This window comes from Rhodoferax sp. PAMC 29310, assembly GCF_017948265.1.
In the GTDB taxonomy this organism is placed as follows: domain Bacteria; phylum Pseudomonadota; class Gammaproteobacteria; order Burkholderiales; family Burkholderiaceae_C; genus Rhodoferax.
In genome coordinates this window covers 4,277,189-4,300,015 of the sequence record NZ_CP072852.1, presented here as the reverse complement: position 1 = coordinate 4,300,015, position 22,827 = coordinate 4,277,189, and the positions used below count along the sequence as shown (strand labels likewise).

Sequence of the window (22,827 nt, the reverse complement as noted above, 5' to 3'; positions counted from 1 at the left end):
ATGTGCTTTTTCATTTCGACCTCTCTTGCAGCTGCAGCGCTGCGGAACGTTCAATCCACTCGCCCACGGCATCTTGCACAATTTCACGCAGTACGACCTCGGTTTCCGTAATCTTCATGACCTTCCCATAGTTTTGACCTAAATGGACGCCAGGTCGAACTTGGTAGAGCAAATTGTCAACTTTCACCAGAGCCACAGGTTGGCCGGCTTTAACAAGACTACCCACCATAACCATCGTGTCGAGGGGGAACAGTTCCAGAGCCTCTTTTCTGCGCGCCAATTCTGGCGCGATCAGCGCGCCATTGGATGCCGACTGATTCGACTCCTTCTTGAGAGCCTGGGTCAATTTCTGAATGCTGAAAGGGTCGATTTCTGTCACCTGTGCATAGGACTCGGGTTCGAATCGTTTGGGTTCTGATATTGGCACTACCTTGGGGCGAGTTTGAGCTTTTTGCTCTGCCATCCAAGTGGTCAACTCCTCATCGGTCGAAGTTCCGCACGCAACAAGAAAAACGGACAGCAATGGAAGCAAGAGAAAACGAACCCAATTCATTTTTTCACCCCCCCGGCCTTACTCTGCGCGGCAACCTCATCCGGATCTAGGTATCGAAAGGTTTTTGCCGTTGCATCCATTCCCAATGTCCCATCTTTGACCGGAACAATGGTCAAATTATTGAGCGTCACAATGCGCGACAAATTGGCAACATCAGATGCAAATGCGCTAATGTCGTGATAGCGACCAGTTACACGCACTTGAATTGGTAGCTCAGCATAATAGTCTTTTACAGCCACTTGCCCGGGGCGAAAGAGGTCAAATTGAAGGCTTCGCCCCAATCCCGCCTGGTTGATGTCTGACAACAGCGCATCCATTTCTGCTTTGCTAGGAAGCTGTTTTTCAAGCTGGGTGACGTACTGCTGAATTTGTTCGCGCTGTTTCGTCAGCGCCTCGAGATTCACCGCTTTGGCGAGTTTGACTGAGTATTCGGCTTTGAGCTTAACTTCAGTGGCCTGCTCAGCGACAAGCTCCTCTTCATAGCCATTCAACCAAACATACCAAAGCACCGTCACACTAAGTGCAACAGTGACAAAATACAAACAATACCGAGGAATATCAGGCCAAAGCGATGGATCTTTCGGATCCAAATTTTGAAATTGACTTCCCAGTTTATTCAGACGTTCGGACCAGCTTGCGCCGATTGATGAATTGATTGCCATAGTTCCTTGGTCCTATTGCTTGACCGTTGATCCGCTCACAACAGTAGCAGCTTTATTTTTTTCAGCCTCACTGGCCCGAACCAAAGTCACTCGGATGGTGAAATTGGCGACCCGACGAACATCCCTTGTCGTCAGACTTACCGACCCGGCCACAATTTCAACCAATTCAGGCTTCGAGAACCAAGGGGTATTGTTGGCCAGGTTTCTAAGGAGTTCGGACACCCGTTCATTTGACTGTGCAACGCCCTGCAATGTCACACTTTGGTTCTCTTGACGCATGCTTGCAATATAGGTGCCATCTGGCAACTGCTTGACCAGCTCGGTCAACAAATGCACTGGCAAGTTCCGATCAGCCTGCAAATCCTCTACCGCTTGTTGACGTGCTCTCAACGCAGCAATCTCTCCCTCCAATCCCGCGATGTCTTTAATTTGGGCGTCAAATTGGCGGATTTCTGATTGCAGCAACTGATTTCGATCCTGCTGACCCGTAATTTGCGATTGGTACCATAAGAACACCAATCCCCCGATGAGGCAGCCCAGCACCACTGAGCCGGCCAGGGTGACGTTGAATTGGTCTCGGCGAAGCTTTCTGGCAACCTCTCGGTGCGGAAGTAAGTTGATCAAAATCATTACACAAACCTCCGCAACGCTAAACCACAAGAGGTCAAATAGGAGGGCGCTTCTCGGTTCATTGCTTTTAAACGGATGCCATCGCCCATTGCCATCCCGTCAAAAGGATTGACCAAGGTACAGGCAAATGTCGTGTGCTGTGTCACCGAAGCGGTCAATCCGGGCAATGCCGACGACCCTCCGGCGAGCAACACGTGATCCACTTTGTTGTGCGGCGTACTGGTAAAGAAGAACTGCAGGGCCCGCCCGAGTTCTTGAACCATGCTATCTATGAACGGCTTCAAAACAACCAATTCGTAGTCCTCGGGCAACTCACCGCTTCGCTTCTTGCCCTCTGCCTCTTCTAAGGAAAATCCATACTGTCTCACAATGGCTTGCGTCAATTGCGCGCCACCAAAGGCTTGGTCACGTTCATACAGGACGTCGTCATTGAGGATGACTTGCATGCTGGTAGTCAATGCACCCACTTCAAAAAGAGCGACGATTCGGTCCGCGCCTTTATTGGGGAAGGCCTCAATCAAACGCGCAGCGGCCAATCGAGAAGCATACGACTCCACATCCACGATCACGGGCTTCAAGCCCGCAGCCTCCGCCAACCCTTGAATATCCTGAATTTTCTCTCTGCGCGATGCCGCAATCAGCACCTCAACCTCGTCAGGAGATGAGCCCCTCGGCCCAATCACACAAAAATCCAAGCTAACCTCATCAAGCGGAAACGGGATGTACTGATTTGCCTCAGTTTCAACCTGCAGCTCCAACTCCTGGTCAGTCAATCCACCCTGCAAGGCAATTTTCTTGGTAATAACTGCCGACGGAGGCAAAGCCATCGCCACATTCTTGGTTTTTGAGCCGCTTTTTCGGACGAGGCGGCGAAGCGCTTCGGCAACCTCGTCAAATTTTTCAATGTTGCCGTCGGTAATCCACCCGCGCTCAAGGGGTTCGATGGCACACCGTTCCAAAACCAGGCCGCCAGACCTGTCGCGCCCCAACTCCACCAATTTCACACTGGAAGAACTGATATCCAGTCCTATCATAGGAGCGGGATTTCGGCTAAATAACGACCCCAAAGAATTCAAGACTATCCCCTGAAACAGGCCAATCGGAGATTAGCGAAACTTAACAATTCACTTGAATACTATCAGCAAGACCTTTGTTCCTCAAAAGGATTTCGGCATTCATCGATCGGTTTCCGTTGCCTAAAAAAGACGGCTTCTGCACAACTTGTGACTGAGATCAAGTCAAAAAGCGAGTTTTTTGCTGGTTTTTTCGAATAGCGGATACTACTCTGCGAATGCACAGGCGTGACATTTTTATAATGATGCAGCTTTTAATCCACACACTCCATGCCATCCAACACAACCAAGACCAACGCAAGTGACGCCAATCCCCAAGGGACCCAGAAAACCGGGATCGCGAATTGGTTGATGCGTTTGGTTTTGTGGAGTTCAGGCATTTTGGTGGCCGGCATTTTGTCGGTGTTGATCGTCGTCGCCCTTGCAATGGCCGTGGCTTTCCCCAACCTCCCGGATATTTCTGCTCTATCAGACTACCGGCCCAAGTTACCCCTGCGAATCTACTCTGCCGAGGGAACATTGATTGGTGAGTTTGGAGAAGAACGCCGAAGACTGACGCCCATCAGGGACATTCCCGAAAGCATGACCAATGCAGTCCTTGCTATTGAGGACTCGCGCTTTTATGAGCACGGCGGAGTGGACTACAAAGGGGTGCTTCGAGCGGCCTTGGCGAATCTCGGTCGGCTTAAAAGTCAAGGCGCATCCACGATCACGATGCAAGTGGCCCGCAACGTCTACCTTTCATCGGAAAAAACTTACACCCGGAAAATCTACGAGATTTTGCTGACCTTCAAGCTCGAGCACTTGCTCTCCAAGGATCAGATTCTTGAGATCTATATGAATCAGATCTTCCTGGGAAACCGATCGTACGGCTTCGCAGCTGCGTCCGAAGCCTATTTCGGCAAACCGTTGAAGGAAATCACGATCGCGGAGTCCGCCATGTTGGCTGGCCTTCCCAAAGCGCCTTCCGCCTACAACCCGATCAACAATTACAAGCGCGCCCGCGCCCGGCAACTGCACGTTATTGATCGCATGCAGGAAAACGGTTACATCACCGCGATAGAAGCGGCCGCTGCGAAAAAGGAAACACTGCACATCAAGACTAGTGCCAATACGTCCAAAGTGCACGCTGAGTACGTTGCAGAAACCGTCCGGCAATTGATGCATGCTCAATACGGAGACGAAACCTACACACGGGGCCTCAATGTCTACACCACTCTTCAGGCTTCCGACCAGGAGGCGGCTTACAAGGCCTTGAGACGCGGCATCATGGATTTTGAGCGACGGCAGATTTACCGCGGCCCGGAAAAATTCGTCACTCTGCCAACCAATCCTCAGGAGCTGGAAGATGCCATTGATGACGTCTTGGACGAGTTCCCTGACAACGGGGATGTGCTTGCCGCTGTCGTGCTGGATGCCAACCCAAAAATGATTAGCGCAGTTCGCCAAAATGGTGAGCTGATCGAGATAACCGGTGAAGGACTCAGGCCAGCACAGTCAGGGTTGGCTGACAAGGCGCCACCCAACATTAAATTGAGGCGTGGAGCGGTGATCCGAATAGCAAAAACCGCAAAGGACACATGGGAGATTACCCAATTGCCGGAAGTGGAAGGTGCGTTTGTCGCCATTGACCCTCGCAGCGGCGCTATCAAGGCCTTGGTTGGTGGATTTGACTTCGAAAAGAACAAATTCAATCACGTGACCCAAGCTTGGCGGCAACCGGGCTCAAGCTTCAAACCCTTCATTTACTCTGCGGGACTGGAACAAGGACTGACGCCGGCAACCATCGTGAATGATGAGCCTCTGTTTTTTGATGCGGCGGTCACTGGTGGTCAACCTTGGGAACCCAAAAATTACGATGGAAAATTCGAAGGTCCCATGACCATTCGGCGTGGACTGGCGAAGTCAAAAAATATGATTTCGATTCGAATCCTACAAGCCGTCACCCCGGAAAAGGCCCAGCAATGGATCACACGATTCGGTTTTGAAGCAGACAAACACCCTGCCTACCTCACGATGGCCCTTGGCGCTGGCTCGGCAACTCCCATGCAAATGGCAACAGCATATTCCGTTTTCGCCAATGGGGGCTATCGGGTGAGCCCTTGGTTAATTACCAAGGTAACTGATCAAAAAGGCAAGGTCTTGGTGGAAAGTTCCGCACCAGTGCTTGATGAATCCTCCCGTGTCATTGATGCCCGAAATGCATTCATCATGGGCAGTATGCTTCAGGAAGTCACACGTTCGGGAACCGCAGCGTCTGCCCAAGCCACCCTGAAACGCCCAGACTTGTATGGAAAAACCGGCACCACCAACGACGCCATGGACGCTTGGTTTGCAGGCTACCAGCCCACATTGGCTGCCATTACCTGGATTGGCTACGACACCCCACGCAAGTTGGGTTCACGTGAGACTGGTGGCGGGTTGAGTTTGCCCATCTGGATTCGATTCATGGAGACAGCGCTGAAGAACGTTCCGGTTTCCGAGCCGGTGGTGCCTGATGGGGTGGTCAATTCGGGCGGAGAATGGTTCTACACCGAGTATGCCAACGGTGCTGGCGTGACCAGCATCGGCATGGAAAATATGCCCGGCTCCCAGCTCAATGGTGTCATCGCATCTCCTCCTGAGGAGAGAAGGCGCATTTTGGACCTGTTTCGAAACTGACTACGCGGAAAAAACCAGTGGGTTTTCCGCCTGCTCACTGGCAAAGCGTGACAAGCAGCTAAAAAATTCACCCTGCCCTTTGGTGTCCATCCACTGGTCTGAGTCAAATTTATAGTGAAACCCGCCGGCTTTGGCGGCCAACCAGACTTCGTGCAATGGTTTTTGCAGGTTGATGATGATTTGGCTTTGATTGGGAAAAACCAAAGTGACCATGCCGCCAACGCGTTGATTGTCAATGTCGGCCAGTGAGGCGTCGTTGATTCGATCACAACTGTGCTCAACGGCCTTCAGCAGGGATTCGGCTTTGTCGAGAAAATCTGAGTCGTTCATTACAATTTCACCATGTTAAATTTTCAGAGAATTTTAATCAGCGTTGCCGCGATAGGCGCCAGCGCGGTCTTTCTAACTGCCTGCGGTCAGCAGGGAGCACTGTATTTGCCGACGAAGAACACAGACAAACCGGCGTCTGATGTCAAGATGGACAGGTCCAACCCATCAATAGGTCCAGAAAGTCGGATCAACGGCTCATCCGAACAGATGTGATTGCGGGGGCGACGTGAATCGGCGTCGTGACGCTCGGTCCATCTCGCGCATTTGCCGCTGGGGCTGGTAGTCAAACGCCATTGGCCTATCGAATTTCCGCCGCTTCACTATTGCCAACGGCCTCCGAAACCACCTCATTTTATTGAACTAAATCATTTGCTATTATTTTTATAGCTATATGCACTCCCAATACTTGGGCTGTGACCTTTTATCATCAAAATTCTAATCAGCCGCCAGCCCAACAAAGCGCCAAGAATCACGGCATAAACAATAACCTCAGCATAGTCATTTTTTCCCGAGCGCATCCAGAAAAAATGCAACAAAGCCAATGCGGCAACGATGTAAACCAGACGATGCAATTGCTGCCATCGCTTGCCGCCCAAGGCGCGGATGGCTCGATTAAAAGAGGTCGCAGCCAATGCGGTCAACAAGAGCATCGAGGCAAAACCCACCAAAATAAACGGTCTCTTAATAATGTCCTTCACAATAGCGGAAGGATCCAAGCTCATCTCCAACCAGCCGTAGCTCAATAGGTGCAAGAAACCATAAAAATAGACAAACAATCCCAACATGCGTCTATAACGAGCCAATGCTGGAACTTTTGCGATGATACGAAGCGGTGTAACAGTCAGGACCAGACACAAAAATCGCAAGGTCCAATCACCGGTTGACCGGATCAGCGCCTCAGCCGGGTTGGCCCCTAATTGATTGGCGATTGCAGCGTACACCAACCAACACAACGGCATCAAACACAACAAAAACACCAAAGGCTTGGCTGCCGGATGCAACAGCCCTTTTTTGGGCAATGTAGCCATCAGAAAAGCTTCTTTAGATCCATTCCTGCATACAGCTGGCCTACTTGCGATTCATAACCATTGAACATGGCCGTAGGCCGCTTCTTGGTAAACAGGCCATCCTCGCCGATTCGACGCTCCGTGGCTTGGCTCCAGCGGGGATGATCCACGTTGGGATTGACGTTGGAGTAGAACCCGTATTCATTGGCGGCGGCTTTGTTCCATGCCGTCGCCGGTTGCCGATCCGTGAACCGGATTTTGACCAAGCTCTTGCCACTTTTGAACCCATATTTCCAAGGTACGACCAATCGGACTGGCGCACCGCTTTGATTGGGCAACACTTCCCCATACATACCGAAGCTCAAGAGCGTCAGTGGGTGCATTGCCTCGTCCATTCGCAAGCCTTCTACATAAGGCCAATCCAATACTCGGGAGCCGATGCCGGGCATGGTCTTCGGATCCGCTTGAGTCACGAACTCGATGTATTTCGCGCTGCCCAAGGGTTGAACCTTTTTGATGAGCTCACTCAGTGAGTAGCCGACCCAAGGAATCACCATGGACCAGCCCTCAACGCACCGAAGTCGGTAGATTCTTTCTTCCAACGCACTCAACTTGATTAAATCTTCAAGTGCATATTTAGCGGGGTTCTTGACCAAGCCCTCCACTTCGACGGTCCATGGGGTGGTTTTCAGGGCGTGGGCGTTGCGCGCTGGATCCGCCTTGTCGGTCCCGAATTCATAAAAATTGTTGTAAGTGCTGGACAACTTGTAGTCGGTCACTTTGTCTATGATCACTGCGCCAGGCAATCGCGATCGCTCGAACGACAGGGCAGCCAATTTCCCAGGGCTTTGCGCATGCGCCTCGCGGGCTGCCATCAACCCCAGTGCGGCACCAGCCGCGCCGCCTGCCATCAGGCGAATCAACTGGCGACGCTGTTGGTACACGCTTTGGGTCGTAATTTCACTGCTTAAAGCGTGTGAGAATCCGGAATTACCTGTCTTGATTAGCATCGTAAGCTCCTGTTTTTAGCTTGGTCACAAACAAAGCCTGATTCTTACAAAAGGAAGCCAAACTCCCGCACTTGCTACAGGGTACCGTAGCTGTGCAAGCCGCTTAAGAACATATTGACGCCAATGAATGCGAAAGTCGTGACGGCCAAGCCAGCTAGTGCCCACCAAGCCGCAATGGTGCCCCGCAGCCCCTTCATGAGGCGCATATGCAACCACGCCGCGTAATTCAGCCAAACAATCAAGGCCCAGGTTTCCTTGGGATCCCAGCTCCAGTAGCCACCCCATGCATCCGCAGCCCAAAGTGCACCCAAAACCGTTGCAATGGTGAAAAATGCGAAACCGACTGCAATTGACTTGTACATCACGTCGTCCAGCACTTCAAACGAAGGCAGACGAGCCGCGATATGACGGCGCCCAAAGAGAATGGAGCCAATGATCAGTGCCGACAGGCCGAAGTACACGGCCCAGTAGTCACTCAAACCCGTGGCCGAAGATTTTCGAAACACAATGGGTTCGAAACACAAGACGATGCCGAGCAACCACAGGGGAGCCAGTTTGTACCATCGCGTCTCAGTCGCCTGCTGTTTGATCAGGTAAGCAAATGCCACCATCGCCGCCAGCGCAAACGTGCCGTACCCAATGAAATTGGCAGGGACATGCAGCTTCATCCACCAGCTTTTGAGGGCCGGAACCAATGGTTGGATTTCATGCGCGCCCCGAACCAAGGTGTACCAAAGCAAAAAACCAACAGCCGCGCTGACCACCAACATTACAAATGCGCCGAGTGCCCGGGTCTTGTACTGGGCCTCAAAATACAGGTAAAACGCCGCGGTCATCCAGCAAAACAGGACGAATACTTCATACAAGTTGCTCACAGGAATATGCCCAACGTCGGCCCCTACGAGGTAGCTTTCGTACCAGCGAACCATGGTGCCAATCAAAGCCATAGCGACGGCAACCCAGGCCAGTTTGGAGGCGACCAGTGACATGGCGTCGCCTTGCCGGGACGCGAACATGCCAATCCAGTAAAAAATCGTGCTCATGAAGAAGAGCATGCTCATCCACAAAATAGCCGATTGACTGGATAAAAAGTATTTCAGCCAAAAAACGCTGTCTGCGTTGGCCAAACTACCTTGGTAGGACACGATGCCCCACAAAGAGAACCCCGCGACCATCAACATCAAGGTCCGAAGCGGTCGCCAAAACCATCCCAACATGATGGCGCAGGGCACAGCCCCTGCCGTGATCGCCTTTTCGTAGACATCCATACCGCCGTGGTATTGGAACAAGGCGAACGCCCCACCGGCTAAAACCAAGGCCGCAAACAACCAGTCATACCAGTTGCGCTTGGAAAAGTAGCCCTCGTTTAACGTCATCGTTTTTGTCAGCGTGGTTGAGGCAGTATTCATTTCATTCTTCCTTGATTCCGATCAGTTTCAGCTTAAGTTGCTCAAACTCGCGGTCACCGTCCATGGTTTTTCGATTGCTGGACATGGCCATCGTCGCGGTGGACGCCTCATCCCCATTGCTCTCGCGGGGGGCCAACCAAACCCATACCCGTCGTTCACGAATATAGAGCATGGCAAAAACGCCCAAAATCAGCATCGCGCACCCCAGATAGACCACGCTCTTGCCAGGGGCTCGCGCCACCTGAAACACACTGGCCTGAACGTGGGTGAAGTCCTCCAGCTGTAACGCCATGGGTGCCGGGTAATGCTGTACATCACTGAGTGCCAATACAGACTGCGACATAAACGCCAGTGTCTGATCATTCGATTCCAGGGGTTTCAATCCTGCTTGTTCGCGTGTCAATTGCGCAAGTTCAAACAGGACGCCATTCAGAATCCTGATCAACACATCGCCGGCTTTCTCACGCTCCGCCTCTGGCACACTGGCATCCAAAAAATCTGCCACCGCTTGCAAGCCACCAATCAGCTGACCCTCAGGACCGCCTTGAGTTCCCGCAAACAAGTCCAACACCCGGGCCGTTGAAGCGGTCAATGGCTTGATCAAATCGGGACGATTGACGTCGACTGCCCGTGACACGTAGCGCTGAACAAGCTTTTCACGCACCGCGGGATCAGCCAACGCGACATGCATTCTGAAGAAGCCGTTTGACGAACCCTGATCGTCGGCTGGCACGCGAAGGTATCTGAACGGGTCTGCGGGCGTGTTACGCACACCCATCAAAAATACCGAACTTCCATCGCCCATCGTCACAGGCAGCATGTAGTTGTTGTATTCCCTTGCCTGGCCAGATGCATCTCGCAATTTGTAGCTGACGCTGGGGCCCACGTTGCGTAGCTCACTTTTCTCACCCGCTTTATTGGCCGCTCCCAACCGAGCATCAAGCTGGGTCCGCAAATCTACTTTTCGCACATCGACAGAGGTGCTTCCATCGCCAGCAAAGTTTTCAACGTTGATGATCCGAAGCCCTGTGTACTCCAACGTCATCTTTTCACTGCCATTGGTCAGTTCAGATGAACCGCCCACCACACCCTCAATGTCAAAGGCCTTGGCCTGAACGCTCAGCGGTATGGATTTGAGCTTGACGCGTGACCCGCCATCCTCAAAGCTGGATTGAAAGATCTCGACTCCGCGATGCTTTACCGGATGATTCACCTCGACACGGGCTGGCAAGGCTTCGCCCGTTTCCCTGTCATGAATCACGATGTCGCTGGCAAACAATTTGGGCATACCCGTCGAGTAATACTCAACAATAAATTTCTTCAGTTCCACCGAGAACGGTAGCTCCTGAATGAGCACGCCGTCCGACTGGCTCAAAATCGCGGTATTGGATTGCGTCCCTTCCGTGACCAACAAGTTGCCTCTAAACGTCGGATTACTGGCACTCAAGCGATGCTCAGGCTTGACATCGGCAATCATGCCGCCGCCCGTGAAAATAGACTTTCCGTTGAACCACAGCTGCGCCCTAATCAGCAAATCACCGTCGACTAAACCGCCCAAGCAGATCAACACGATCGCACTGTGTGCCGCGATATAACCGAGCTTATTCGCACCGCCGGCTTTGGCTGCGACCATCCAACCGCCCACTCCTGCGCCGTCGCGCTGCTGCAACTTGACTTTCCAACCGCCACCGACCAACATCGTACCGATACGCTCAGCCGCCACCTTCGGGGACTCATTGAGGTCTGACTGCGCCCGCTGGGGAAATGCTTTCAGACTTTGCTCACGGATGTTTTCCTTGTAAGTCTGCAAATCAACCAATATCTTGGGGGTGTTGCGTGCGACGCACAGCGACGTACTGACCACAAGAAAGGCCAATATCAACATGAACCACCATGCGCTGTAGACTGAGTACAGGCTGACTACTCCGAAGACTTCAGTCCAAAACGGGCCAAATTGATTGATGTAGTTGTTGATCGGCTCGTTTTGCTTGAGCACGGTCCCGATAACCGACGCAATGCAAATAAGTGTCAGCAAGGAAATGGAGAACCGCATGGCTGACAACAGTTCGATAGTGCCGCGCCAAAGGCGTGATCCGGATTTGAGTTCAAAACCCTCGGTCGAAACGGTCATGAATAGAGTAGTTGGGTTGGCTCAAAAAAAAGGGCAGACCATCTAAAAATGACCTGCCAACTTTAGTGACTTTTTACAGCGATTGGTTCAATCAATAACCAATCCATTTCAAACAAAATTTCAGCACCGTTGATGCTGTCGATCTGTCTTAAGGCTAGCGCAGGCCAGCAATGTAATCAGACACCGCTTTGATCTCACGATCATTCAACTTAGCCGCCACTTGCGTCATCTGGTCGCTGTTTTTACGAGCGCCATCACGGAAAGCGGTCAACTGGGTTTTCGTATATTCAGCATGCTGACCACTCAAACGGGGGTATTGCGCAGGAATACCGGCGCCATTCGGGCTATGGCATCCGGCGCATGCGGGCACTTGACGATCAGCGATTCCGCCACGGTAAATGCGCTCACCCAGAGCCACCAAATCTTTTTCCTTGGCAAAACCAGGTTTGGCAGGCTTGGAGTGAAGCCAAAACGCGATATTGCGCATGTCGTCTTCGCTCAGCATGGCGGAGAAGCCCGACATGATGGCGTTGGCACGCTTGCCGGACTTGAACTCGGCCAATTGCTTCATCAAGTATTCAGGATGTTGCTGCGCCAACTTCGGGTTGGCAGCGATCGATGAATTACCGTCAGCCGAGTGGCAACTGGCGCAGACGGCCGCAAAACTGGCTTCGCCTTTGACCAAGTCGGGCTTGGCGGCCTTTGCCGGTTCAACTTTCGCCTCCTCGGCAACGGTGGAAAAAGCGGGAACAGCCAATGCGGCAACAAGGAAAAGTGAGGTGAGCAACTTCATAGGTGATGTAGTGTCATGTGAGCAAAACTGCATGATTCTACAATGTAGGTTCGGGACCCTTCCCTTTTACTAATGACTACCACCTTAAACACATCGGCCTCTGCCCCCCATTCCCCTTCGCCAGATGCGTCTGCTAAAGCTGCTGCCACGGCAGCACTGGGGTGGCTTCACACAGCCAAATTCCTGACTACTGCACCGCAACTGCATTTTTTGCCACCTTTGGATTTGCCAGAAATTGCATTTGTCGGACGCTCCAATGCTGGCAAGTCGACTTGCATCAATATATTGACGCAGCAAAAACAGCTGGCCTTCGCCTCCAAGAAGCCCGGTCGGACCCAGCACATCAACTTGTTTGCACTCGGCAAGCAGGGGGTGAACGACGCCATCTTGACCGACTTGCCAGGCTACGGTTACGCCGCTGTCCCAAAGCAAGACAAGATCCGCTGGCAACAGGTGATGGCCAACTACCTAGTCACTCGCGAGAACCTGAAAGGCATTGTGCTGATGTGTGACCCTCGTCACGGACTCACTGAGCTGGATCAAATTTTGCTGGATGTGGTTCGCCCTCGCGTGGAAGAGGGTCTGAAATTTCTGGTGATTTTGACCAAGGCAGACAAACTCACGCGAGTTGAACAAAACAAAGCGCTGTCGATCATGAAATTGCAAGCCGGCGGTGGTGAGGTTCGCTTGTTCTCAGCCCCAAAGCGCAAGGGCATTGATGAGGTGGCCACCTTGCTGTGGCAGTGGGCGCACCCGAACGAGACATTGCCAACGACCTGAACTTGCTCGACCTACCGCCGTCTCAACGCCGGCGACTTCAAGGGCTGAGCCCGCAACGCCTTCAGTCACTATGAATTCAACAGCTACTTGCGCTTTATAGATAAGCGGTAGAAGCCATTCTCTTCAATAAAACCCCTGCGCGCCTTCGGGTCGATCCTTGAAGCGTTTGTGAACCCAAAAATACTGGTCTGGCATGGTGTCAATGTAGGTTTGCAAGCGCTGATTCATGAGCGCGGTGTCCGCCACGCTGTCCGAAGATGGAAAATTCACCCAGGCAGGTAAGACCTGAACGTCATAGCCGTTCGGCGTCATTCGGGATATCACAGGTACAACCTTGGCCCGACCCAGCTTGGCAAAGCGCGACAAACTGGGCACCGTCGCCGCCGGCACGCCGTAAAAGGGAACAAATGCTGAATCCTCGGGTCCGAAGTTCATATCGGGGAGTAAGTACAGAGGATCTCCAGTGCGCAAGGTTGCAACAATGGTTTTCACACCCTCTACCCGGCCAAACAGGCGTGCTTTCCCAAAGCGCTGACGGCCCGCCAGAATCCATGCATCAATTACCTTGTTGGCCTGATCGGTGTAAATCGTCGTGAAATGACGAGGCAACTGCTGGGTCAATGCTGTCCAACCCGCGTCCAACCCAACAAAATGCGGCGCGAAAATAACAATCGGCCCCGGGTCTTGCAATTCACTCACCGCCCCCGTCAAGTTCAAGCGCTGGCGCACTACATCGGGGCGCCCATGCCAAAGCCACCCCCGATCCAACCAGGCTTGTGCAAAGTGAACAAAGGTTTGCCTGACCAGCTCCTGGATTTCTGACCTGGTTTTTTGCGGGAAGCAAAGCGTCAGATTGACTGTCGCGACCCGACGCCTGGGAACCGCCACCGCATATAGCACCCACCCCAAGACCCAACCCATTGCACGAACCCACGACAGAGGAAGACGGCCCAAGACACGCATGAATCCAATGCCTGATTCACTCAACATGGTTCACACTCGTTTCCACATGGAAATTGGACGATCCCTGCTTGTTTCATCGCTTGTCCTTGCGTGGCTTTTTGTAGCGGGCATAGCCCCAAAGGTATTGCTGTGGACAGCGGCGAATCAAGGCCTCCATGGCGCAATTGATGGCCGTCGCTGCTAGCGTCGCATCGTCCGACAGGGTGTCCTCCAGGGGCATCACGTTAATGCGATAACCCCTACCCCAACTCAGGCGCTGCCCCCAGGCGAGCAGCACAGTGGCACCCGTCTGTGTCGCCAGTCGCGCCGACAAGGTCATGGTGTATGCATCTTGACCAAAGAATGGTGCCCATACACCCATCCCCAGTGGCGGCACCTGATCCGGCAGCAAGGCCAAGCTCTCGCCATGCTTTAGCGCCTTGATCATTTGCTTCACGCCTGCCAACGTCGTGGGCGCCGCTTTGAGCCCTGGACGCGTACGAGCACCGGACACCAAATCTCGTAGCCAGGCTTGGCGCGGCGGGCGAAACAACACAGTCACCGGCTGCGCGCCCTGCCCAAACTGCTTAGCGTAGGCCTGCGCCGCCACTTCAAAACACCCAAGATGCGGGGTCAAGAAAATTACGCCATTGCCAAGCGCAAGCGCGGCCTCCACAAATTCCTGCCCCGTCCACGTCACAGGAACAGGCCGCCCCATCCACAGACGCGGCAATTCAGCCACCAGTTTGCCGCTCTCACCCACCGCTGCAACCCACTGCGAGCAACCAATGCCTGCCTGCCTCGCATTGGCTAGAAAACGCCGCCGGTAAATTCCTGAGCCCAAGAACGCCAGCCACCCCAGAACGACACCCGCGCCGTGGAGCAACCACAACGGCAATGCAGACAACAGTTTGAAGAGGGTAATCATCACTCGGATAAAATGGGCGGGTCGCTGAGTTACGGAACTACTTGCAGGGCGACACACAATGGCAGCTCGCGAGAGCCAACATTGTGCCTTGTCAATATTGACAATTCTGCTAAAGCGTTCGCTGAAAGCCTCCCAGCCCAAGCAACGCGGTCTTTAACGTGCTTGCAATTGAAACAGGAGCTCTACACCATGGCGAACGATTTTCTTTTTACCTCCGAATCTGTGTCCGAAGGACATCCCGACAAAGTCGCCGACCAGATCTCCGACGCGATTCTGGACGCAATCTTCAAACAAGACCCCAAGTCCCGCGTAGCTGCAGAGACACTTTGCAACACTGGATTGGTCGTGCTGGCGGGTGAAATCACCACAAACGCGCATGTTGACTACATTCAGGTGGCGCGCGACACCATCAAACGCATTGGCTACGACAACACAGAATACGGCATTGACTACAAAGGTTGTGCGGTGCTGGTCGCCTATGACAAGCAAAGCAATGACATAGCGCAGGGTGTGGACCACGCCAGCGACGACCACCTGAACACCGGCGCTGGTGATCAAGGCCTTATGTTTGGCTATGCCTGCGATGAAACCCCAGAGCTGATGCCCGCCCCGATTTACTACGCTCACCGCCTGGTAGAGCGCCAGGCGCAATTGCGCAAAGACGGTCGCTTGCCTTTTTTGCGCCCGGACGCCAAGGGACAGGTCACCATGCGCTACGTGGACGGGAAACCGCATTCAATTGACACGGTGGTGCTCTCCACCCAGCACAGCCCCGACCAGAGCGAAACATCGACCAAGATGAAGGCCTCATTCACCGAAGCCATCATTGAAGAGATCATCAAGCCCGTGCTGCCCAAAGAATGGCTGGTGAACACCAAATACCTGATCAACCCCACCGGGCGCTTTGTCGTCGGTGGACCTCAGGGCGACTGCGGATTGACCGGTCGAAAGATCATTGTGGACACCTATGGCGGCGCCTGCCCCCACGGTGGCGGCGCGTTCAGCGGCAAGGACCCAACAAAGGTGGACCGTTCTGCCGCTTACGCCGCCCGTTATGTCGCCAAGAATATCGTGGCTGCAGGTTTGGCGCGTCAATGCCAGATTCAGGTCGCCTACGCGATCGGCGTGGCGCACCCGATGAACGTGACCGTGTACACCGAAGGAACCGGCGTCATCTCGGACGAGAAGATTGCCGCTTTGATCAACGAGATGTTTGACCTGCGTCCTCGCGGCATCATTCAGATGCTGGACCTGCTGCGCCCGATTTACGAGAAAACCGCTGCCTATGGCCATTTCGGCCGTGAAGAGCCAGAATTCACCTGGGAGCGCACAGACAAGGTGCAGGCGCTGCGGGCCGCCGCCGGTTTGTAAACGGGTCAACGATCGAGTCAGCTCATGAAAATACAGACACAACGCTGGATTGACCGGTGGTTGGGCCAAGCGCTGTGCGGTGCGGTGTCTCTTTGGGCGCGACTCGTCAACTTCGGGCGGCCGCCCCCAGTGATGGCCAAGGAACCCCGCCACATTCTGGTCATCCTGCTGTCAGAGATGGGCAGTGTGGTGTTGGCAGGCCCCATGTTTGCCGCCCTGAGGGAGCGATACCCCAGCGCCACGCTACATGTGCTTCAGTTGAAGAAAAACCAAGAAGTCGCCGCACTGCTGGGATTGGCCGAGCCAGAGAACCTGCATGCGCTGGATGACCGTGCTGGACTGGGTCTGCTGGGCGACATTTGGCGCGTCAGCAAAACCTTGCGAGCCTTGCCGCTGGATGCCGTGATCGACTGCGAACTGTTCTCCCGAATCAGCAGCCTGATGTCTTACATGAGCGGTGCGCCGCTGCGCATGGGTTTCACACCGCACACCCAAGAAGGTTTGTACCGGGGCGGCTATATCAACAAAGCCATTCCGTACAACCCTTACCGACACATCAGCCAACAGTTTTTGTCGCTGGTTGATGCACTGGAATCTGCGTCGCTACCGCGCAACAAGGCTGCAGACCACCGGGAACTCCCGTCAGACACCGGCTTGAGCGTGCCGTTCGAACCCCATGAGTTGCCCGCCTACCGGCACAAAATGCTGGCCGATCACTCGGTACTTGCCGGTCGAAAGCTGGTGTTGATGTACGCGGGCGGCGGTCTCCTGCCAGAGCGTGCCTGGCCTGCGGCGCACTATGCCCAGGTCGCACGCGGGCTTTGCAAGGCCGGCCATGCCGTGGGTTTAATTGGCCTGCGCGATGACGCGCAGTTGGCCAGCGACATTCAAAAGCAAATTGCCAGCGAGTTGTGCGTGGACCTCACCGGCTACACCCGCAGCATTCGGGAGCTGTTGATGTTATTTCACGGGGCTGACCTGCTGATCACCAATGACGGCGGGCCAGGCCACTTTGCCAGCCTGACGCCCATTAGCACCATGGTATTTTTTGGTCCCGAAACGGGGCGGCTTTACGGCCCGCTCGGTCCTCGCGCTCAAGTGGTGGAAATCGGGCTGGCCTGCTCACCCTGCCTGAGCGCCTACAACCACCGCGAGACGTTCTGCGATGGAGATAACCAGTGCCTCAAACGCATTCCGGCCGACCCAGTCCTGGCCGATGCATTGGCCGCGCTTGACCAAGCGAATGACAGTGCCGCACACGCACCAGGAGCGCTCCCGTGACTTTTCAGCAACGCGCTCTGCGGCTGATTGAATGGCTCAAGGGCTTTCGCTACGTCAAATTTGGCCTGGTCGGTGCCAGTGGAACGGTGGTGAACCTGGTGGTGCTCTATGTGGCCCACGAACACCTTTTTCGGGCGATTGAGCCCGAAAGCAGCAAGCCTTACGCGTCTTTGGCGCTGGCTATTGCGGTGGCCACGGTGAACAACTTCACCTGGAACCGGCTTTGGACCTGGTCAGATCGCCTCCGCCAAGTTGAGCCCCAACTGCCCGGCATGCCGCGTCCCCCAACGTTTGCCTTGCTGCTGGGTCAACTAGGGCGTTATACATTAGCCTCATGGTTCGGAATTGCCATGCAGTACGCTCTGACGCTGTGGCTCTCGCAAAGCCTGCATTACATGCTCGCCAACGTGATTGCCATTGTCATCGCCAGCGTGAGTAACTTCCTGTCCAACGACCGCTGGACGTTTAACCGCCGCTCTTCCCGATAACCATGCCGATGCCTCCCGCCGCTACATCGCTGCCCCCTGTGCCTCGCTGGGCGACGTTGGCGTGGGCGGCTTTGCTATTGGCGGCCGTCGCTGTCTACCTCCTTGGCTTGGGCGGGCAGTATGTGCCGACCAATGGCGACGAACTGGTTTACACCCACATCGCCCGCTTGACCGCCGCCTCGGGCCACTGGCTGCCGCTGGTGTCCGAGCTGGACCACATGCGCAACACCAAGCCCCCTTTGCTGTTTTGGCAAGCCATGGTCGCTGGCAACTGGGGCGCCAACTGGAATTTGGCCGCACTTCGCACGCCCAGCGTGATCTACACCCTGTTGCTGGCGGGCGCCGTGGCCTGGACTGTTCAATTGATCACTCGCCAGTGGCGAACGGCCCTGATTGCTGCCGTGGTTTATTTGGGGTTTTTTTGCACGTTCCGATTTGGCCGCACCTACCTGACCAGCGCGCCTGAAACCTTCTGGCTTGGTTTGCCCTTGTTTGGCGTGCTGTGGCATCGACTTCGACCCGAACCCGCTTCGGCACAAGCGGACTTGGGTTGGCTTGCCCACCTTGGATTTGGCATCGCCATGGGGATGGGCCTGGCGTACAAGTCGTTTGCCTTGATCGCGCCGGCCGCCGCCACGTTGTGGGCGGCCCAGCTCTTGAGCGCGCCACAGTTCAGTTGGCGCACCACGTTTCAAACCACTTCCAAAGTCAGTCTGAGTGCCTTGATTGCCTTGGGCTTGTTTGGGCTCTGGTTTGCGCTCGACCCTGATCCTTCCGCCGTTTGGCAGGAGTTCGTGGTGGGTGAGAACGGGGGCAAGATGAGCAACGCCCAAGGCTACTGGCACACTGCCCTGCGCGGGGGCGGCTTCAGCATTTGGGCGCAATTGCTGGCCTATGTGCAAAATGCCGGCTTGCTGGCACTGCTGGTGCTGGGTGTGGGCTGGGTCGGCTTGCGCGCTTGGTGGCGCCCCTCAACCCAGGATAGGCGTCCTGCTCACCTGATTATTTTGCTGGTCTGGCTGGGCGTGTGGCTGCTGGTCTTCACTCTGCCCAGCCAGCGTTCAGCGCGCTATGTCATTCCGGCCATGCCGGCGCTGGCCATGCTGATTGCGCTTTACTGGGACCGCATTGCAAACGGCTGGTTTCTGGCTTCATTGTTGCTTTGCAGCGTGTTTGTTGGCGTCATGGGCCGCATCGCCTGGGCCGCCCATGACGTGGGCATTGGCAGCGCCTGGGAACTCAAAGCCAGCCTGCTGGCGACAGCCTTCGGTGCGTTGCTTCTGATTGCCGGCGTCGCCAAGCCAAGCTGGACCCGAGCTTGCACACTGGCATCTTGCCTGCTGTTTTACGCCAGCTTCGGCTTGACTACTGCGCCTTTGAATGGCGCCGCCGGTCACTACAGCGCCCAAACGATCAGCCAGACTCAAGGTTTTCGCATCGCCGTGCCTAGTAGTTTTAATGGCCAATTTGAGCGATTCCAGTTCCAGTTGCCGGGCAACCGGTTTGACGCTTACGACGGCGAAAACCGCGGCGGTTTCGACGACGCGGCCAACACGCTGGAATTGGCCCGTTTGCTGGAGTCCCATGACGCCGTGGTCTGGCTTCAATCCAAACCCACCGAACTCCAGCCGCCTTGCCTGCCTGGCTGCACTGTTCTCGGCAGCCGCTGGGAAGTCAAAGGACGCCATCAAAGCGGCGAAATCACGCTCGCCAACGTTTGGTACCCACAACAATGGCTATTCAGACCCGAATGGCTGGTGAGCCGCGCTGGCGCCACGCCCGCAGCACGTTGACCAACAACACGATTTGAAGCCCCACCCAAAGCCACGGGTCCAGTAACGCGTCCCACACGTTACCGCTCGGCCAACGGGTTCCTACGAAGATGATCAAAGCCATGACTGGTACGCCAAACACAAGGTGGCTGGTGCGGCCTTTGTGTGCCCCACCCCACAAACCCCAGCAGATCGCCAGCGTCAAGGTGAGACCGGAGACCGTGGCCGGACTGAATCCCCAGGCATAGACAGACAAGGGCCACCAAGCCAGGGTGTCCAGCAGCAGTACCCAACCCAAACCGGCCCCCGCCGCACAAGCGGCAAGCCCGGAAACGCTCCACCCGTGCGACCCGTTCGACGAACGACTCCGCGCGACAATCGACAAACCCCAAACCGCTAGCAAAACCGACGTCACACTGGGCGTCTGAAACGCCAGACCAAACCAGTAAGCGGGCGAAGAAGGGCCCGAAATCAAGGTCAGCAGACCAACCACCCCCACAATGCCCCAGCGGATGGGCGACGGCCAGCGCCCAGTCAGCGCCGAAGCGCCCCACGCCAGCACCAGCGCCCAAGCCACGTAAAGGCCTAGGTACTGCGCAAATGCGGTGGGCAGAACCGCTTGCTGAGTTGAGAAAAAGGAGGCAACTAACGAATCAAAATTCATGCACAAAACCGCTTAAGGTGAAGTCTTTGGCTTGGCAAAGCGTTGCCAGGCAATCTGCTGGCGCCGGTCGGTGTAGCTGGTCCAGAGATGACCCTCCGCCCAAGTGACAGCGGGGTACGAAAATTCAGCCGGCGTCTCACCATGTGCCAGACGTTGCATCAGCGTCCAGCTCACCCCACTGGATGACCGACTGAGGTCCAGTGTTGTGCGGGAATGCGGCGACGAGTTGTGCGCCAGAAACATCTGCCCCGGCGCCACGGCCAGCCCAGCCACAGAGGCATCAGGATTGTCAAGATGCAGATCCGGTAAATCCACCCAAGAGCGCCCGCCGTCCCGCGTTTCAACGGCTGTCACCTTGCCATTGGGCCGCTGGTCGCGCATCAGGGCCAACCAGTGCACATCGCTCATGGGCAACAGGGTGGGTTGCAAGACATGGGTACGACGTGACATGCGAACCATGCCCTGAAAGTCGCCACTGGCGTCAAAGCGCAAGGCCACCGGGTATTTAATGCCCAACTCAAAATGTACCGGCAGCACCATGCCGCCGTCCTGCAAAGCCATCGGCGCGGCACGAACCAAAAAGCTGGTATTCCATAGCCAAGACAAAGGCAGCGGACGCAGAACTTCAAACGCCTTGATATCCAAGTCAGACAAAGGGTCACGCTGGCGCAGATGCACAATGCGCGCCGCCGCCCAGCCCCCCAGCCCGGTCGCAACCACAAACAAATGAATCCGCCCTTGCGCGTCCGCCCAAACCACAGGATTGCCCAGACGTCGCACTCCAAAGCCGAGTTGGGCTGCCATGTCATCCCGGTTCACGACGAAAGTGGCTTCACTCCATTGCCGGGTCGCGCGATCAAATTGGGAGGCTACGATCTGAACATCGGGCGCACTTTCACGGGCACCTGCAAACCAGAAGGCGCTAAGTACAGATGAGCTTCCCTTGGGCATGGCCACCAGGCTGCTGGCATGCGCAGCCGGCGTGTTGGCGGGCATGGGAATCAAGCCCTGACCATCGTTGACCCAGGCCTTGGTGTCTGACATCTCTTGGGGAACGACCCAGGCGGCCCGCGCCTCGGAAGGAGGCTGATCCCGCTGACTTACATCCCAGACGACCAGTACCAAACAGACCACCAGTCCCACCACCCAACGCTCAAAAACAGAGCGATGGATCGCGGCATCAACAGCATCAAACATGGATTCTTTTCATGGGGGTCGTACACGGCGGCGTCAACATGGCAGTCATAGATGGTCTTTTAAGTGACCGGGATCATAGGTGGTTTGGCGGGGCTCGCCTTTGAAGGCTGGCCGACGGGTGCGCAAGCAGTCGGCCAAGCTGGCGTGGGACCGGTTTCAAGGCTGCGAGATAATCCAGCGCTCTATTGGAAGGCCCATGGAGCGGTCAAGCCCACGTCGGGACACTATTGCCAAGCTCACTTACATGCACCGCACCATCTTTTCCACCCCCATCGTCAACACCGTCTTGCGCGCGCTTTCCATCGGAATTCTGAAACTCGCTGGCTGGAAGGTGGAAGGCCGCTTGCCGCCGGGTGCGGAGAAAAGCGTGTTCATTGCTGCGCCCCACACCAGCAACTGGGACCTGCCCTACACCCTGATGGTCGCTTTTGTATTGCGGCTCGATCTGTACTGGATGGGAAAAGAGGATTTATTCAAGCCCCCGTTTCGGGGTCTGATGATGTGGCTAGGTGGCTTGCCCGTGCACAGAGAGAAGTCGAATAACCTGGTCGCAGCGTCTGTGGCGGCCATCAAGGCCGCGTCCGGCCGGCTGCAACTCACCGTGGCGCCCGAGGGCAGCCGCAGCAAAGCCCACTGCTGGAAAACCGGCTTCTATCACATTGCGGTCGGCGCCCAAGTCCCCATCGTGATGGCTTTTTTGGATTACGGCCAAAAGCGAGGCGGCTTGGGCCCGGTCTTTCAGCCCACTGGCGACATTGACGCTGACATGATCACCATCAAGGCCTTTTACGCGCCCTTCAAAGGCAAGAACGCGGATCAATTTCACGCAGACTAGACAAGCCACTGCCGACACCCACAAAAGCATGAATGCCATTCGCATAGGCGCCAAAAATGGAGCCACTGACTCCACCGCCAACGTTGCTACGACCCGAGGTCATCAGCAAATAGCTGATCGTGCTGCTATTGATGGACTGATTCAACCAAAGAATTTCGTGAATTCACCAAGATCGATTGACTGACTGACTACACCGAGCGCCTTCAATGTTGACTTAGCGGAGGCTGAGTTGGCAGAGCCATCTTGGGCGTCAACGGCTGTTGAAATCAGGCCAGTTGATGGACTTGCCCATGAATCCAACGCAGGAAAA

Annotated in this window: 22 protein-coding genes; 8 read left to right on the top strand and 14 right to left on the bottom strand. The window is 55.1% G+C overall.

The window, feature by feature from the left end; all coding sequences use genetic code 11:
* Positions 1 to 10 precede the first annotated feature (10 nt).
* From J8G15_RS19910 to J8G15_RS19895, 4 genes are read right to left on the bottom strand one after another with little or no spacing between them, the layout of a single operon-like run.
* On the bottom strand, positions 11 to 553 hold the full coding sequence (locus J8G15_RS19910; protein ID WP_210544545.1) for a pilus assembly protein PilP: 543 nt from the start codon (positions 551 to 553) through the stop codon (positions 11 to 13).
* Positions 550 to 1,215 carry a type 4a pilus biogenesis protein PilO gene (locus tag J8G15_RS19905; protein ID WP_210544543.1) on the bottom strand — a complete coding sequence of 222 codons (666 nt, stop codon included), beginning with the start codon at positions 1,213 to 1,215 and terminating at the stop codon, positions 550 to 552. The genes J8G15_RS19910 and J8G15_RS19905 overlap by 4 nt, the downstream gene beginning before the upstream one ends.
* Positions 1,216 to 1,227: 12 nt before the next feature.
* Positions 1,228 to 1,845 (bottom strand): PilN domain-containing protein, encoded by a 618-nt coding sequence (locus J8G15_RS19900; protein WP_210544541.1) that lies wholly within the window; start codon positions 1,843 to 1,845, stop codon positions 1,228 to 1,230.
* Positions 1,845 to 2,921, bottom strand: coding sequence for a pilus assembly protein PilM (locus tag J8G15_RS19895; protein ID WP_210544539.1), 1,077 nt, complete (start codon positions 2,919 to 2,921; stop codon positions 1,845 to 1,847). The genes J8G15_RS19900 and J8G15_RS19895 overlap by 1 nt, the downstream gene beginning before the upstream one ends.
* A gap of 348 nt (positions 2,922 to 3,269) precedes the next feature.
* Here J8G15_RS19895 and J8G15_RS19890 point away from each other — a divergent pair, with 348 nt between their 5' ends.
* Positions 3,270 to 5,579, top strand: a complete 2,310-nt coding sequence (locus J8G15_RS19890) for a penicillin-binding protein 1A (protein ID WP_240538593.1) — start codon at positions 3,270 to 3,272, stop codon at positions 5,577 to 5,579.
* Here the strand turns inward: J8G15_RS19890 and cyaY are convergent, their stop codons facing one another.
* A complete protein-coding gene (gene cyaY / locus J8G15_RS19885) occupies positions 5,580 to 5,909 on the bottom strand; it encodes an iron donor protein CyaY (RefSeq protein ID WP_210544535.1) in 330 nt (109 codons plus the stop codon).
* 12 nt (positions 5,910 to 5,921) lie between these two features.
* Here cyaY and J8G15_RS22200 point away from each other — a divergent pair, with 12 nt between their 5' ends.
* Positions 5,922 to 6,122 carry a lipoprotein gene (locus J8G15_RS22200; RefSeq protein WP_210544533.1) on the top strand — a complete coding sequence of 67 codons (201 nt, stop codon included), beginning with the start codon at positions 5,922 to 5,924 and terminating at the stop codon, positions 6,120 to 6,122.
* 152 nt (positions 6,123 to 6,274) lie between these two features.
* Here the strand turns inward: J8G15_RS22200 and J8G15_RS19875 are convergent, their stop codons facing one another.
* The 5 genes from J8G15_RS19875 to J8G15_RS19855 form a co-directional block, all read right to left on the bottom strand.
* Positions 6,275 to 6,937 carry a sulfite oxidase heme-binding subunit YedZ gene (locus tag J8G15_RS19875; RefSeq protein ID WP_210544531.1) on the bottom strand — a complete coding sequence of 221 codons (663 nt, stop codon included), beginning with the start codon at positions 6,935 to 6,937 and terminating at the stop codon, positions 6,275 to 6,277.
* Positions 6,937 to 7,926: a protein-methionine-sulfoxide reductase catalytic subunit MsrP gene (msrP, locus tag J8G15_RS19870; protein WP_210544530.1), complete on the bottom strand. Its 990-nt coding sequence runs from the start codon at positions 7,924 to 7,926 to the stop codon at positions 6,937 to 6,939. Before msrP ends, J8G15_RS19875 begins: the two co-directional genes overlap by 1 nt.
* Positions 7,927 to 8,000: 74 nt before the next feature.
* Positions 8,001 to 9,335 (bottom strand): c-type cytochrome biogenesis protein CcsB, encoded by a 1,335-nt coding sequence (gene ccsB, locus J8G15_RS19865; RefSeq protein ID WP_210544528.1) that lies wholly within the window; start codon positions 9,333 to 9,335, stop codon positions 8,001 to 8,003.
* 1 nt (position 9,336) lies between these two features.
* The gene (locus tag J8G15_RS19860) at positions 9,337 to 11,466 is read right to left on the bottom strand and encodes a cytochrome c biogenesis protein ResB (protein ID WP_210544527.1); all 2,130 of its coding nucleotides are present in this window, start codon (positions 11,464 to 11,466) and stop codon (positions 9,337 to 9,339) included.
* A gap of 154 nt (positions 11,467 to 11,620) precedes the next feature.
* Positions 11,621 to 12,259, bottom strand: a complete 639-nt coding sequence (locus J8G15_RS19855) for a cytochrome c (protein WP_210544525.1) — start codon at positions 12,257 to 12,259, stop codon at positions 11,621 to 11,623.
* Between the two features lie 72 nt (positions 12,260 to 12,331).
* Here J8G15_RS19855 and yihA point away from each other — a divergent pair, with 72 nt between their 5' ends.
* Positions 12,332 to 13,039 carry a ribosome biogenesis GTP-binding protein YihA/YsxC gene (gene yihA / locus J8G15_RS19850; RefSeq protein WP_240538383.1) on the top strand — a complete coding sequence of 236 codons (708 nt, stop codon included), beginning with the start codon at positions 12,332 to 12,334 and terminating at the stop codon, positions 13,037 to 13,039.
* A 123-nt stretch (positions 13,040 to 13,162) separates the two neighbouring features.
* Here the strand turns inward: yihA and J8G15_RS19845 are convergent, their stop codons facing one another.
* Positions 13,163 to 14,029, bottom strand: coding sequence for a lysophospholipid acyltransferase family protein (locus J8G15_RS19845; RefSeq protein WP_210544523.1), 867 nt, complete (start codon positions 14,027 to 14,029; stop codon positions 13,163 to 13,165).
* Positions 14,030 to 14,075: 46 nt separating this feature from the next.
* Entirely contained in the window at positions 14,076 to 14,909 is an 834-nt protein-coding gene (locus J8G15_RS19840) for a lysophospholipid acyltransferase family protein (protein WP_210544522.1), read from the bottom strand.
* 189 nt (positions 14,910 to 15,098) lie between these two features.
* Between J8G15_RS19840 and metK the strand changes: the two genes are divergently transcribed.
* From metK to J8G15_RS19820, 4 genes are read left to right on the top strand one after another with little or no spacing between them, the layout of a single operon-like run.
* Positions 15,099 to 16,280 carry a methionine adenosyltransferase gene (gene metK / locus J8G15_RS19835; RefSeq protein WP_210544520.1) on the top strand — a complete coding sequence of 394 codons (1,182 nt, stop codon included), beginning with the start codon at positions 15,099 to 15,101 and terminating at the stop codon, positions 16,278 to 16,280.
* Between the two features lie 24 nt (positions 16,281 to 16,304).
* Entirely contained in the window at positions 16,305 to 17,561 is a 1,257-nt protein-coding gene (locus J8G15_RS19830; protein ID WP_210544518.1) for a glycosyltransferase family 9 protein, read from the top strand.
* Positions 17,558 to 18,049 (top strand): GtrA family protein, encoded by a 492-nt coding sequence (locus J8G15_RS19825; RefSeq protein ID WP_210544516.1) that lies wholly within the window; start codon positions 17,558 to 17,560, stop codon positions 18,047 to 18,049. Before J8G15_RS19830 ends, J8G15_RS19825 begins: the two co-directional genes overlap by 4 nt.
* A 2-nt stretch (positions 18,050 to 18,051) precedes the next feature.
* Positions 18,052 to 19,842, top strand: a complete 1,791-nt coding sequence (locus tag J8G15_RS19820) for a glycosyltransferase family 39 protein (protein ID WP_210544514.1) — start codon at positions 18,052 to 18,054, stop codon at positions 19,840 to 19,842.
* Here J8G15_RS19820 and J8G15_RS19815 read toward each other — a convergent pair.
* Positions 19,790 to 20,485, bottom strand: a complete 696-nt coding sequence (locus J8G15_RS19815; protein WP_210544512.1) for a hypothetical protein — start codon at positions 20,483 to 20,485, stop codon at positions 19,790 to 19,792. The two genes, J8G15_RS19820 and J8G15_RS19815, sit on opposite strands and share 53 nt — an antisense overlap.
* A gap of 12 nt (positions 20,486 to 20,497) precedes the next feature.
* On the bottom strand, positions 20,498 to 21,682 hold the full coding sequence (locus tag J8G15_RS19810) for a sialidase family protein (protein WP_210544510.1): 1,185 nt from the start codon (positions 21,680 to 21,682) through the stop codon (positions 20,498 to 20,500).
* Positions 21,683 to 21,926: 244 nt separating this feature from the next.
* Here J8G15_RS19810 and J8G15_RS19805 point away from each other — a divergent pair, with 244 nt between their 5' ends.
* The gene (locus tag J8G15_RS19805) at positions 21,927 to 22,517 is read left to right on the top strand and encodes a 1-acyl-sn-glycerol-3-phosphate acyltransferase (RefSeq protein WP_210547678.1); all 591 of its coding nucleotides are present in this window, start codon (positions 21,927 to 21,929) and stop codon (positions 22,515 to 22,517) included.
* The last annotated feature ends 310 nt before the right edge of the window (positions 22,518 to 22,827 follow it).